Annotated in this window: 11 protein-coding genes; 3 read left to right on the top strand and 8 right to left on the bottom strand. The window is 60.9% G+C overall.

What is annotated here, in order from left to right:
• Positions 1 to 99: 99 nt before the first annotated feature.
• Complete coding sequence (gene bfr / locus NAV27_RS16035) at positions 100 to 570, top strand: bacterioferritin (RefSeq protein WP_008570412.1); 471 nt, start codon at positions 100 to 102, stop codon at positions 568 to 570.
• Positions 571 to 689: 119 nt separating this feature from the next.
• On the opposite strand, the gene grxD is transcribed toward bfr, so the two are convergent.
• A complete protein-coding gene (gene grxD / locus NAV27_RS16030) occupies positions 690 to 1016 on the bottom strand; it encodes a Grx4 family monothiol glutaredoxin (RefSeq protein ID WP_008570413.1) in 327 nt (108 codons plus the stop codon).
• Between the two features lie 264 nt (positions 1017 to 1280).
• Between grxD and argF the strand changes: the two genes are divergently transcribed.
• Together argF and NAV27_RS16020 are read left to right on the top strand one after the other, a co-directional pair.
• The gene (argF, locus tag NAV27_RS16025) at positions 1281 to 2201 is read left to right on the top strand and encodes an ornithine carbamoyltransferase (RefSeq protein ID WP_102829641.1); all 921 of its coding nucleotides are present in this window, start codon (positions 1281 to 1283) and stop codon (positions 2199 to 2201) included.
• Positions 2198 to 3292 (top strand): ABC transporter ATP-binding protein, encoded by a 1095-nt coding sequence (locus NAV27_RS16020; protein ID WP_102829642.1) that lies wholly within the window; start codon positions 2198 to 2200, stop codon positions 3290 to 3292. The genes argF and NAV27_RS16020 overlap by 4 nt, the downstream gene beginning before the upstream one ends.
• A 66-nt stretch (positions 3293 to 3358) precedes the next feature.
• Here the strand turns inward: NAV27_RS16020 and tadA are convergent, their stop codons facing one another.
• From tadA to NAV27_RS15985, 7 genes are all read right to left on the bottom strand, one after another.
• On the bottom strand, positions 3359 to 3838 hold the full coding sequence (gene tadA, locus NAV27_RS16015; RefSeq protein ID WP_102829643.1) for a tRNA adenosine(34) deaminase TadA: 480 nt from the start codon (positions 3836 to 3838) through the stop codon (positions 3359 to 3361).
• Between the two features lie 22 nt (positions 3839 to 3860).
• Positions 3861 to 5231, bottom strand: a complete 1371-nt coding sequence (locus NAV27_RS16010) for a multicopper oxidase family protein (RefSeq protein ID WP_102829644.1) — start codon at positions 5229 to 5231, stop codon at positions 3861 to 3863.
• A 539-nt stretch (positions 5232 to 5770) separates the two neighbouring features.
• On the bottom strand, positions 5771 to 8779 hold the full coding sequence (locus NAV27_RS16005; RefSeq protein ID WP_102829645.1) for a DEAD/DEAH box helicase family protein: 3009 nt from the start codon (positions 8777 to 8779) through the stop codon (positions 5771 to 5773).
• Positions 8776 to 10578, bottom strand: coding sequence for a phospholipase D family protein (locus NAV27_RS16000; protein ID WP_102829646.1), 1803 nt, complete (start codon positions 10576 to 10578; stop codon positions 8776 to 8778). The genes NAV27_RS16005 and NAV27_RS16000 overlap by 4 nt, the downstream gene beginning before the upstream one ends.
• On the bottom strand, positions 10578 to 11792 hold the full coding sequence (locus tag NAV27_RS15995; RefSeq protein ID WP_232249133.1) for a DUF6361 family protein: 1215 nt from the start codon (positions 11790 to 11792) through the stop codon (positions 10578 to 10580). Before NAV27_RS15995 ends, NAV27_RS16000 begins: the two co-directional genes overlap by 1 nt.
• A 244-nt stretch (positions 11793 to 12036) precedes the next feature.
• On the bottom strand, positions 12037 to 12849 hold the full coding sequence (locus tag NAV27_RS15990; protein WP_146029407.1) for a hypothetical protein: 813 nt from the start codon (positions 12847 to 12849) through the stop codon (positions 12037 to 12039).
• A 291-nt stretch (positions 12850 to 13140) separates the two neighbouring features.
• Positions 13141 to 13339, bottom strand: a 199-nt coding sequence (locus NAV27_RS15985; RefSeq protein ID WP_256055312.1) for a hypothetical protein, incomplete at its 5' end; no start/stop codon positions are given.

The following is a 13339-nucleotide window of genomic DNA, read 5'->3' as shown; positions in this document are numbered from 1 at the left end:
TCAGCTTTAGCCTTTTGCATTCAAGGGCTTAGGTTTGACAGCCTCCGGCATCGTGGCCAGACTGCCGCAACGACTCACCTTCTCAGGCAGGGCTAGAACATGAAAGGCGACAAGCTAGTCATCCAGCACCTCAACAAGCTTCTCGGCAACGAACTGGTCGCCATCAACCAGTACTTCCTGCATGCGCGCATGTACGAGGATTGGGGGCTGGAGAAACTCGGCAAACACGAGTACGAAGAATCCATCGACGAGATGAAGCATGCCGACAAGCTGATCAAGCGCATCCTCTTTCTCGAAGGTCTGCCGAACCTGCAGGATCTGGGCAAGCTCCTGATCGGCGAGAATACCCGTGAAATGCTCGAATGCGATCTCAAGCTGGAACAGGGTGGCCTGCAGGACCTCAAGGAAGCCATCGCCTACTGCGAGAGCGTCGGCGATTACGGAAGCCGCGAGCTGCTGGAAGACATCCTCGAATCAGAGGAAGAGCACATCGACTGGCTGGAGACCCAGCTGGGACTGATCGACAAGGTCGGGCTGGAAAACTACCTGCAGTCGCAGATGGACGACTGATCCGACCGCGCGGCAGCCGCAATGAAAAAAACGCCATGCCCGACCGGGACATGGCGTTTTTCTTTATCGGTTCCCGAAGGCGGACATCTGCTGAAGTTGCCCGTCCCGCAGCCGATTGCTCAGGCTTCGCTCTTGCCGACAGCCGACTTGATCAGCGTCTGCAGCTCGCCCTTCTCGAACATCTCCAGAATGATGTCGCTGCCACCGACCAGTTCACCGTTGACCCACAGCTGCGGGAAGGTCGGCCAGTTGGCGTATTTCGGCAGGTTGGCGCGGATTTCCGGGTTCTGCAGGATGTCGACGTAGGCGAACTTCTCGCCACAGCCCATCACCGCCTGGGTCGCGCGGGCAGAGAAGCCGCACTGCGGAGCATTGGGGGAGCCTTTCATGTACAGCAGCACCGGGTTGTTGGCGATCTGCTCTTTGATGGTTTCGATGATGTCCATGGGGTACCTCGGCTAGACGGTTGCCGGGCATTGTACCGGAACTGCATCGCGAAAGCCGAGTGGCCGACTCGGCTTTTAGCATGCCGCTCCAACAGGCCGGGCGGCGCTCCAGCCGCCTGGCGGCGAATTTGCGCCAGTCCGCGATTTGTGGATAAGATCGCGCCTTCCCCGTTTCGTCGCGTCACCGTGCGGCTCCTGTCGCCGGTCCCTGTTTTCCTTGGAAAAAGCCACGGTTCACGGTCTGCGACATGCAAGGTAGTTGATATGAGCGCACGGCACTTTCTCTCGTTGATGGACTGCACGCCCCAGGAGCTGAACAGCCTGGTACGCCGCGGCATCGAGCTGAAGGAACTGCGCGAACGCGGCGTGCTGTTCGAGCCATTGAAGAACCGCGTGCTGGGCATGATCTTCGAGAAGGCCTCCACCCGCACCCGGTTGTCGTTCGAGGCGGGCATGATCCAGCTTGGCGGTCAGGCGATTTTCCTCTCCCCGCGCGATACCCAGCTTGGCCGCGGCGAGCCGATCGGCGACTCGGCAATCGTCATGTCGCGCATGCTCGACGCCGTGATGATCCGCACCTTCGCCCACTCGACCCTGACCGATTTCGCCGCACATTCGCGCGTCCCGGTCATCAACGGCCTGTCCGACGATCTGCATCCGTGCCAGCTGCTGGCGGACATGCAGACCTTCCACGAGCACCGCGGCAGCATTGCCGGCAAGACGGCAGCCTGGATCGGTGACGGCAACAACATGTGCAACACCTATATAGAAGCGGCGATCCAGTTCGACTTCCAGCTCAACATCGCCTGCCCGCAGGGTTACGAGCCCGATGCGACGTTGCTTGCGCAGGCCGGCGAGCGCGTACGCATCACCCGCGACCCGCGCGAAGCGGCGGCCGGTGCGCACCTGGTCAGCACCGACGTCTGGGCTTCGATGGGCCAGGAAGACGAGGCTGAAGCCCGCCTCGCCACCTTCCGTCCGTACCAGGTCGATCGCGCGTTGCTCGACTGCGCGGCGGCGGATGTGCTGTTCATGCACTGCCTGCCGGCACACCGTGGCGAAGAAATCAGCCAGGACCTGCTCGACGACCCGCGCTCGGTCGCCTGGGATCAGGCAGAAAACCGCCTGCACGCGCAGAAGGCCCTGCTCGAATTCCTCGTCGAACCGGCCTATCGCCACGCATGAGGCATGAGCCGCTGCTGCTCCTGCGCGACCTGGCCTGCGGCTACGGCGCGCAGCGCGTCGTGCAGAACCTCAACCTGCACCTGAATCGCGGCGACATCGGCTGTCTGCTCGGCCCGTCCGGCTGCGGCAAGACCACCACGCTGCGTGCCATCGCCGGTTTCGAGCCGGTCCATCAGGGTGAGATCCGACTGGGCGAGACGGTCATCTCCCGCGCCGACTTCACCCTCGCCCCGGAAAAGCGCCGGATCGGCATGGTCTTCCAGGACTACGCGCTGTTCCCGCACCTGACCGTCGCCGAGAACATCGCCTTTGGCATCCGCAAACACCCGGAGCGCCAGCGCATCGTCGAGGAAATGCTCGAGCTGGTGCATCTTGCCGCGCTTGGCCGGCGCTATCCGCACGAACTCTCCGGCGGTCAGCAGCAACGCGTCGCCCTGGCCCGCGCCTTGGCGCCGGAGCCCGAACTGCTGCTGCTCGACGAGCCGTTTTCCAACCTCGATGTCGAGCTGCGCCGCCGCCTCAGTCATGAAGTGCGCGACATCCTCAAGGCACGCGGCACCAGTGCGATTCTCGTGACCCACGATCAGGAAGAGGCGTTTGCCGTCAGCGATCAGGTCGGCGTCTTCCATGACGGTCGCCTGGAGCAGTGGGACACCCCGTTCAACCTCTATCACGAGCCGCTGACGCCTTTCGTCGCCAGTTTCATCGGCCAGGGGTATTTCATTCGCGGTCAGCTGATCGACCCGGAAACGGTGCAGACCGAACTCGGCGTGATTCACGGCAACCGTGCTTATACCTGGCCGGCCGGCAGCTCGGTGGACGTACTGCTGCGCCCGGACGACATCGTCTACAGCCCGGAAAGCCCGCTGCGCGCGCTGATCATCGGCAAGACATTCCTCGGTGCCTCGACGCTCTATCGCCTGCAGCTGCCGACCGGCAACCAGCTGGTGACTATCTTCGCCAGTCACGACGACTACCTCACCGGCCAGGAAGTCGGCATCGCCATCGCCGCCGACCATCTGGTGGTGTTTCCTGCCCAGGGCAGCATCGACGCCCGCCAGACTCTGCCGTTCGCCGCAGCGCCGCTCTAGACGGGACCTACAGTAACCCGCGACACCTGAGAAATCGGCGTTGAGGTTCCGCGCGACCGCCGGGCCTCACTTCTGCCGGCGCAGGCGAAAGAACTCGCGCAGCACCTCGCCGCATTCCTGCGCCAGCACGCCGCCCTCGACCAGCACCCGGTGGTTGAGAAATTCCTGCGCGAAGAATTGCCCGCGGCTGACCACCACGCCGGCCTTCGGCTCGGTGGCGCCGTACACCACGCGCTGAATGCGCGAGTGCACGATCAACCCGGCGCACATGCTGCACGGCTCCAGCGTCACGTACAGCGTGCTGCCCGGCAGCCGGTAGTTCGCCACGGTCTGCGCGGCATCGCGGATGGCGACCATCTCAGCGTGGGCGCTGGGGTCGTGGCGGGAGATCGGGCAGTTGAAGCCGCGCCCGACGATCTGCCCATCCTGCACCAGCACGGCGCCCACCGGCACTTCGCCCAGCGCCGCGCCCTGTTCTGCCAGCGCCAGCGCCTCGCGCATGAAATGCTCGTCCTGGCTGCGATCGATGATTGGCGTTTTCTTCATGAGATAGGAACCGTGCACAGAACTAGACCACTTCGATCGCCGCCATCAGCCCGGTCTCCATGTGGTCGATGACATGGCAGTGGAACATCCACACGCCCGGATTATCCGCCACCAGCGCGATGCGCGCCGTTTCGTTGCGGCCCAGCAGGAACGTGTCGGTGAACCACGGCTCGATTTTCCGGCGATTCGAGGAGAGCACCTTGAAGGCCATCCCGTGCAGATGAATCGGATGCTGGTACTGGCTGAGGTTGCGCAGCTCGAAGATGTAGTGACCGTTGCGCTTGAGCGTCGCGATCGGGCGCTCGGCGCAGCTCTTGTCATTGATGTCCCATGCCTGGCCATTGATCTGCCAGAACGTATAGGCACCACCCTGCCCGACATCGGCCGACAGGTTGCCAGCCCACTCGAAGTTGAAGCGCAGCGTCTCAGCCCGTTGCAGATCCGGCTCCAACACCGGATTGGCCGGCAGCGCCGGTGGCCAGTCGCCGCTCGCCCCGGCATGCGCGACCGCGCGCAACGTCGCCAGACGCAGGGGGCCGTTGCGCAGCGACAGCTGCGTACCCGCCGCTGGTACACGCAGCGCCAGATCGATGCGCATGCCAGGGCCGAGCCAGTATTCCTTGCCCAGCGGTCGAGGCGCGATCGGATGGCCGTCCAGCGCATAGATGCGCGCCTCGCCGTCCGGCAGGTTCAGCCGATAGGTCAGCGTATTGTCGAGGTTCAGCACGCGCAGCCGCACGACCTGGCCGGCCGGCAGATCGAGTACCGGAGCGTGCTGGCCGTTCACCGTCGACAGCACGCCAGGCGTACCGCCGCGGGCCGCCTCGCGCGGCACGCTGAAGGCGGTGAATGCTCCCTGCTTGTCGACGTGCCAGCTCTTCAGACTCAGCGTGCGCTCGTGGCGGAAACCGCTCGGTTCACGCTCATCGACGATCAGCGGGCCGACCAATCCACGTCCCAGTTGCTCGCTGCTCGCGGTGTGCGGGTGATACCAGAAGCTGCCGGCATCGTGCAGCGGGAAGCGGTAGTCGAAGAACTCGCCGGGCAACACCGGCAACTGTGAGACGTAAGGCACGCCGTCCATCTCCAGCGGCAGGCGAATGCCGTGCCAGTGGATGGTGGTGGGCTGCGGCAGGTGGTTGATGAAGCGCACCCGCAGCCAGTCGCCCTGCCGCCCGCGTAGCTCCAGGCCCGGCGCCTGGCCACCATAGGCCCAGGCGGGCGTGGCATGCCCAGGCACCAGCTCGACATCCAGCGGCGCGGCGATCAGCTCGTAATCGTGCGTGGTGACATCGGCAGGCCGTCCGAGCCAATAACGCACGCCGCCAATACCGGCACCGGCGACGCCCAGTCCGACCAGGCCGGTGAGTACCTGTCTGCGGGTGAACAGCATGAGCCCGGACTCCCTTGCGATGAAAACGGCATAGTTTCTCATTAACACCGGTGGTTGTGCGACCGCGGCAGCTGCGTCTTCGCCGTCGCCGCGCCGCGCCGACCGGCAGGCACTCGTCACCGCCGCTGATACCCGGAGACAGCTATGGATGTCGCACCGCTTGCCGACTTCCCTCACCAGCGTGCCCGGCCCCGCTTCCGCGACTGGTTCCTGCAGCACAACGACATCTGACGCCCTGGCCCCGGACAGCCAACCCCAGCGGTCGAATTGATTTGCCCGCGTCAGAAAACCGAAAGCCCGCAGTTACGCGGGCTTTCGGGCTTTGCTGTCAGTCGGTCCCGGTCGATGCCGGACGCCCGATCATTCCCACTCTATTATTAACAAGCAAGTAAACTTCAGGAAAAACAGCGCTTCTGGAGAGTTGAATCGCACAAGACCATTAAAAATACCATTTAGATCTCAGCGCATCATTCGTTGTCTGGCGCAGATTATACCGTAACACTCAGGAGTAATTCCCCTTACTGACTCACCTACAAGACCTAGCCAAGTCGTCGATGTGCGAAGGCTGACAGGTTCAACGTCAAGCCCTGCAGCAACCGCAGGACCTCTGGATCGTTGTCCGTGAGAAGCTCGACCAGATCCTCTTGGTCAGGTTGCCCAAGCGCTACGCGATATAGGAGGCGTTGCGTCTTCAGCTTGGCAAATCGATCGATGTCGCGGCTCTGCGGCAGGGCGAACAGGTGGCGTTTAAGGTCAGCACCGGGCAGCGTCCACCAAGGTGTGAGGCCGGTTTCGTCATCTTTGAAAGCCTCGTCGGCACCTTTTGCTATCGCGTCCCAGGGAGAGGTCAGGTCGCGCCGGGCCGTGGTCAAGGCGTCCTTTCCGAGCTTGTCGGCGAGCGGGCGGCGGACGTGAAGGCCGCCAAAACGCTGAACGCGGCCCTCGCGCTGTTCGAGATCAACCGGGCTCGAGCAAAGGTCCCAATGCCCGAGACGGTCGCACCAGCTATGGAAATCGAGACCTTCCTGGCCAACTGAGGTGGTCGCGAGAACATAGGGCCAGAACGGCGTATTGAACGCGGTGCGAATCTCCTCCGAGCGCGCGGGCGTCTGGTTGTCGTCGTCCAGCTCCTGACGCTGCGTCTCGCTCTCAGTGCCGCCGAACGGCACAGCGGCATGGCAGCGAATGCGGATCTTCTCTTTCTTCGCCAGCCCTTTGAAGCCGAACGTCCCGACATTTGCAGAAAGCGCTCCAGACAGGTCGTCGATGAGGCCGATGCCTCCCACCTTGGATTTGCGCAGCCAGAAATGCTCGTCGAGCACCGCTTCGAGACAACCCTCGACGCAGGCACGCTGATATTTGGCCGTCGCGTCGTCTCCCGGCAGCACTGCCCAAAAGACCGGACGATCAAGATAGGTGCGTAGCTTGGTCCAGCAGAACCGCGCCAACTTACGATAATGCTGACCCTTATAGTCGAAGAGCTCCGGGAGGTGGCGATAGAGCGCGCGGCCAGCGACAATCCCCGGTGCGCCGAGCGCCATGTCGACTAGCGCGTCGAGCTCCCACTTGCTAATCCAGCTAATAGACTCCGCCTGCTGACGCTGTTCGAGGAGGGATTGGAGAACCGCGTCCTTTGACGCCACACTTCCCCACTCCTTTTGGACCGCTGCAAACTCGCGAACGTGTGGCTGCAACTGTGCAGCTTCGATTGATGCGAGCACCGCCCAAGCTGGCTTGCGACGGCGACCATCACGCTTGTTCGGCGCCTCGGGCGCAATGGATACCGGCAACGCCCGAATGATCTGCTGCCTTGCCCGAGCACGAACTTGCTTGATCGAGGCGCCGTCGCGGACGTCGAGCGGATCGACGGCGCGGATCAGGAACGGGCTCGGGTGGAAGAGCGCGAAGGTCGGCCCCTGATTGGGCTTAGGATTGAGGTGGCGCTTCTTCCAAGCGTTCGCATAGGGCATAGAGCTTCTCCCTACGAACTTGCGCTCGACCTCCAGGCTGACCAGCGCCGCGACGCTTTGCGGCGTTGCCCTAAATCGGCTGAATATCATCATCTTCTGGGGCCGCACCACCTTAGCCCAAGGACCTGCAGGATCCCACCAACTCAGTGACGGCAGCATCCAAGGTAAAGCGAGCGCATCGGTTGGCAAGATATCGCCGAGCGCCCGGAGCTTCGCACTCCCCCAGGTATCTTTCGGTGGCTTGGTCCAAGTCGTGACTCCAAGACGCGGGACGCTGCGCGTCGCCGGGAATTCCACACCACGTGTGATTTGATAGCGGTCGCCGAGGGCCTGTGCAGGCAAAGGGACTGACAGCCAATAGGCGATAGTGGCGGTCTTCAGGTTCTTGGGCACCCCAGCAGTGAAGTGACGATAGACGTCTAGGTCGTGCGGTTCGATCCGCACAGGCCTGGGCGGTGGCTCGCTGCTTTCTCTAGCGGCGGGACGTTCCGTCCGAGACATGAGCGGCGTCAGCAGTCTCTCTAACCGATGCTTGATCGTCTCAGCCTCGCCGATAGCCGCTCCTCGGCTCTCGACCGGTAGGCGGCCGATCGCGTGCAACAGATCTCCGAATCGGCGGAATTGGGTCTCAGCCTTGGAGCGAACATCAGCACCGCCCAGAAACGCGATGAGATCGAACAGTTCAACGTGCGGCGCCCCGCCCGCGCCGATCTCCCAACGCTCCGCATAGAAGCGGTAAGGCGTGGCCGAGATCAACAGGATTGGCGGTGGCGAGGAGCCGTCCTTGCCTTCGAGCATCTGGCGCGCGAGTGAATTGTCCGCGCGCGCATCAAGCAGCTCGCGGTAGCACTGAAACTCGTCGAGGATCACAAGATCCGGCCTCGCGGAGTCGAGCGCCGCTTGCGCCAGAGCCTTGCGCATTAGACCGATCGTGTGGCCGTCCGAGATCATCTCGTCATTGGCTGCTTGCGAGATGGTCTTGCGCGCAGCCCTGCCAAATTCTCCTCTGAGAGCCCGGCCATAGGCGGTCTTGAAGGCAACTGAGGCGTAATTGAACTTTCGTTGGGCTTCGGCGAGAGCCCAGCCCCAGCCTGTCGTCGCGCCGTGCTCAATGAATTTGTCCGGAAACGTGCTTGTCAGCCCAGGATAGATCTCATCGAGCAACAGTTTGATAAAAGCACGTTCAACCGCTTTGCCGCCGTAGAGGCGCTTCTTGCTGGAGAAGGAAGTGTGGGGCGTGAACGCGTAGAGCCGCAGGCTGCCGGTACGTTTCTCCTCGATAGGGATCAGACCGACGCGATCAATCTTCGAGAGCGCCGCGTCGGCGGCATCCTCGTCCAGAAAGCGCAGCAATTCGACCTTGTTCTGATCAGCGACCTTGTGACCGCTCGAGATGTAATAGACCGTGAACTTGCGGGCCTTGTGGGCGAGCGCCGCGAGCGTGTCGCGAGCGACGACGGTCTTGCCGAGGCCAACCTCGTCAGCAACGAGGAACCGGCGAAGCGGATTTCCGCCGGCAAGAGCTTTTGTAGCCGCTGCGACCGTCGCTTGCTGAAACGGCTTGGACCGGGCACTCATGAGGCGAGTTGCTTGCGGGCGATCGCCCAAATCTGCGCGAGCTCGTTCAAATCTTTCTTCTCCGCAGTGGTGAGGTTCTCGTCATGGGCAAGTAGCGCTTCGACATAGGGCCCGAAGTGTTTATCAACCCTTGTGAACGCCTTCTCATCGCGAGCCCAAGCGGTGAGGATGTCTTCGAGCGTCAAACGGCTATAGCTCAGCGCCTTGCGCCCATTGGCCGGCCCTTCCATTTCTTCGTCCCAGGCAACGTCGCCGATCGGAATGGTTTCTCCGCCTAGCATCGCCCGCATCCAATCGTGGAAAGCGCGCAGCCCCATGTGACTGGCGAGAGCAGCGAGGTCGCGCTTTTCATCGAGCGGGGGATCGACCGTCACGCGCTGCATCCACCGCGCTGATTCCCCGGCTGAGGATATGCGGACCTGGATGAACGCTGATTGGATCGACAGCGGAATAGCCCCGAGATCGAGCCGGACACCGTCCTGGGGCCACTCGAGAAGATCGCCATTGGCATGCCCGGCGGACAGGCGGTGGCTCGCATCCGTGAGTTGCGGCTCTGCCCTCGCATCGAGGACGAAGCGATCGCCATCACGGCGGAGGATCGGATCCCACGATGCCATGAGCGCCTTGCGTGATTCTTCTAGCGCATCCGCCTGGCTGGTGTCGACGGGATTGGTCAGCGCAAGTGCCTCGATCGTGACCGGGGAGGCTTTGCCAATCAGGAAATCGAGGCCGGCATTGAACGCGTCGCCCGCTTCGAGCTCGACCATTACTTCGGAATTCCTGCCAGCCCAAGCGCGGTCAGTGGCGTTGGCGCTGCCAACACGGACGATTGTGGTGTCACCCTGATGAAAAGCGACGAGCTTGGCATGAAGCGCAAGAGGCTGCGGCTCGGCTTCGTCGTCCGACGTCGAGGTTTTGGGTACCTCCGGAGCCTTCTCCTCAATGGTCTCATCTGGTGCCGCATAGGCGAGGACACGTGAGAAGGCCGCGAGCGACGACCCCGACCGGTTCGCAATGTCGACCAGCGCCGGCATCGAGGAGACTAAGGTTCGCGCGTCGGTCGGGCCCCAGCGCCCCGCTGCTTTCAGAAAATTCGGGGAGAGAAACGGGCTAACGATCGTGATGCCATCGATAGTGCCCGCGGGAGGCTCGACGGCCAGAGCGACACCGTCTTCGAGACCGTTGAGAAGAGCCCGCAGTCGAAAGCCCTCCGGTGCCTTCCACCAGACAGAGTCCAGTTCGTCACTTATGGCCGAGGCATCCGCCCGACCGGCCGCTCTGGCAAGGTTAGCGCCAAGATCACCAACGCCATCGAGGCGCATTCGACCTTTTCCACGCTTTCCATACCCGTCGAGAAGCACCCCCACCTCAAGGTCCTCTGACCGGGTGAGGTTCCGGCTCCCAATCCATAGCTTCCAGCGGGTCGGCCCCTTCTGGCCTTCGTACGCCACGAGTGCGATCTTTGGATGCCAGCTGCGGACTCGCTCGTCATGCGTCTGCTCAATCACGAATTGGTCGAGAATACCCGCGACCCTCGGTAGCGCGACCGGCCGCACGATTCTCCCGCGCTGAACTATGATCCGCACACGGTTCCGCAACTGATCAACCGCTTCTGCGAAATCGATCGCCGCGCCCGAGCCCTTCTCGTTATTACGACCGATCAGCGCCAGCAGCATCGCTGCGATGGCCGAAAGGTCCACCGAATAGGTCGCGAACAGTGCCAGACGGACGGTCTCACCGCGTTCTGGGCGAAGCTCGTCAAGATAGGGCTGTCCGTCCCATGCAGGCGGGCGCTCCATTACGCGACGCCCTCCAAGTCCCGGAGAAGGCGTTTTACATTGCCCCAGCGGTAGTGAAGCGGATGCGCAAAGCCATGATTCTCGGCCTGCCACTCCATGCGCCGATCGACACCGAACTGATTGTTAGCGAGGCGCGACCGATCACCTTTTCGGCTGTACTCGGCCCTGCTATAGACATCGAGCAGGGAAGCCGGATTCTTCGTCCTCGAGCGGATCCAGGCGAGCGTCTCGCGAAGCACAGCTTCGACGGGCGCGGGGAGGTGGCCGACATCGTCGAGAAACTGAGCGAAATCGAGGGCCCCCGCCTGCGTCCCCCATTCATCAACGACGTCCCCGAGACTCGCACGATGCAGCTTCTCCTGGGGGCGCTTGTCACGAGTTTCCTTCAAGGACTCGACGAGTGCAGCATAGACAGCCCTGCCAATCGCCGAGAGTGCAGCGGCCTGTCCGGCGCGCTTCATGAGAGCGGCGTCCCTACCTGCAAGGCTAAGGATCTCGTCGCCCCAGCAATGCACGACATCGCCCAAAGAGCGCCCCACGAGCTTGGCAAGAAGGGAGGGCTCGCTCGGGTCGCGCGGTGAACGGACAGCGCGGAGCTTGCGCGCCAAGAATTCCTGTTCACGTCCCGAGAGCTCGAGCGTCAACTTGCCGTCGCCGTCCCATCCCACCGGTGCTTCGATTAGACCCGTGATCGGCCATGCGACCGCATCGATGGGCTTGCCGTCGTCATCGTGCATCGACCGCTTGCTTCCGGCCGCGAGCAGCCGCGCCATGTCGGGGCGGCTCCAAGGACGTCCGTCGGGGCGGGCGCCGATCAGTCCCCATTTCGTGAGCGCGGTCCAGTAGACATAGGCAGGCGGCTGGCTGATGGGCCGAGGAAAAACTTCACCACCGATCACGCCGTCAGGCTCCCCTTCACCGCCCTTGAATTGAAGGCGGCCGGTCAGCCTATGCTCGAGATCAATGAATGCATGTGCGAAATCTTTGGGGGACGGCCGCTTCGCCCGCAAGCTCTGATATAGCCAAGGGATGAGAAGCGCGTATCGGAGTCGGGTGTGCAGGACCGAGGTGCCCGGGAAGAAATGGTCTGCGTAACGTTGGTGAACAATTAGGAAGCCAACCTCATCGCGGACCCCGGAGCTGGCACCGAACATCATCTGCTCTGCCTGCCCAAGTGCCTTTCGCGAAAGAAACGTAAAGCCAAAAGATGACAAGAGACTGCTCCCTATGAACTCTACACATCAAAGTTCTGTTCGATACCAGATAAAGCACCAGTTCCCCGGTTCACAGTATTGACCTCGCGCAGCGCCGCGATCAACCACATCATCCACGCGCTATGCGGCTGATCACGGTGATTCGGAAGCAGCGATATACCTCACCACCAAGGCGTTCACATAGGGATGCAACGAAATTCACATATCGCAACTATTCCAAGCGAGCTATAAACAGCCGATTAAATCATTTATCATTAAACTTATAGCTAATCGAAACACTCTCTGAGCTGACAATTACAACCGAATGCGCGCTAGTGCTGTTCTCACCTGCCACGTCCAAATAATAAAGCTCCGGAGTTCGTAAAAGCAGCTTTGCTTCAATGGCACTTTCAGGAGTAGATTTACCAAACCCTAACGGTTCGGTTAGCATAACAGGCATTCCCCCAACACGCATCTGAAACAGAGCGTTACCGGCAAGCGCAGCCGCATAAGAATGAAATATAACAGGAGTAACCAGCGCTATCCCTGAAAAAACCAACGGCACCCACCAAAGATTGATTTTCCCATCAATGCCATTGGAAATCCAAAAGAGTACATAGCCGCCTATCAAAAATGCGAAGAACAATGTTGCGATCAATAGGTCGTAACTCTTGGCGTAATACGCAACGCCAAGCAGCCCCACAGCAATCAATAGCGCTGCCACAGTCGACAAAGCAACCAGAAACCAAGGAGCTTTCGCTTTCCAAAATATAGCGGCCCCCATCAAAGACACAGACAGTACAATAAAATTAAATAGGACGTTCAAACTAATAATCCGCATACCACCCTGCTGCGAGCCAAAGATCTCGTAAGCAAAAAAACCATGCTTCCGCATATAGATGGACAGCAACAAACCAGGCAGCACGGATAACGTAATGGCGAGTAGTGCAGCCGAGCCAAGATACTTGGTGAGGCCCCTCTTGTTTTCGACCACTACTTTGAGCAGTTCCTTTTTTGCACTGCCACCCCTTTCCCAAAACAGCACACCTAACATCAACAGCACAAAAAACATTTCCACTACAAAATCTCTCCCTACCAGCGAAAAAAATACGCACCTACTGACTGCTACACACAGCAGGATTCATAGAAGCGGGTGGTATTCTTTTCGGCTAACGCAGCAGAAACTTAAGCACCGCACAAACAAAAGCCCGCGATTAGGCGGGCTTTGGGGCATATGAAAAGAACTCACTCCCACTCTATCATCAACTGAGCGCGCAATCCGAGCTGCGCTGGCGCCCTACTGAAAAGCGTTTGATCAGTACCATGGGGTATACCATTAGCCAAAAGCTGATCTACTTCGGTTCTACCCTCACCGCTTTCGCATTCGAAAGCTACTGATAGCTGGCGTAACAGAATAGTCAGCCGGGCTGGCCTGATGGCCAAGCAATGGCATCGCCCAATTGTGGGGCCTGGGGGAATTCATAAATGAGCACTGCCCTTCACAGGACAAAATCACTATTTCCAGCAGTGCATAAAAGCAGCCTCCTAAAAGATCGCTCAGAGAAGAC

Source organism: Stutzerimonas degradans, from assembly GCF_024448505.1.
In the GTDB taxonomy this organism is placed as follows: Bacteria; Pseudomonadota; Gammaproteobacteria; order Pseudomonadales; family Pseudomonadaceae; genus Stutzerimonas; species Stutzerimonas degradans.
This window is presented reverse-complemented; position numbering and strand designations above follow the sequence as displayed.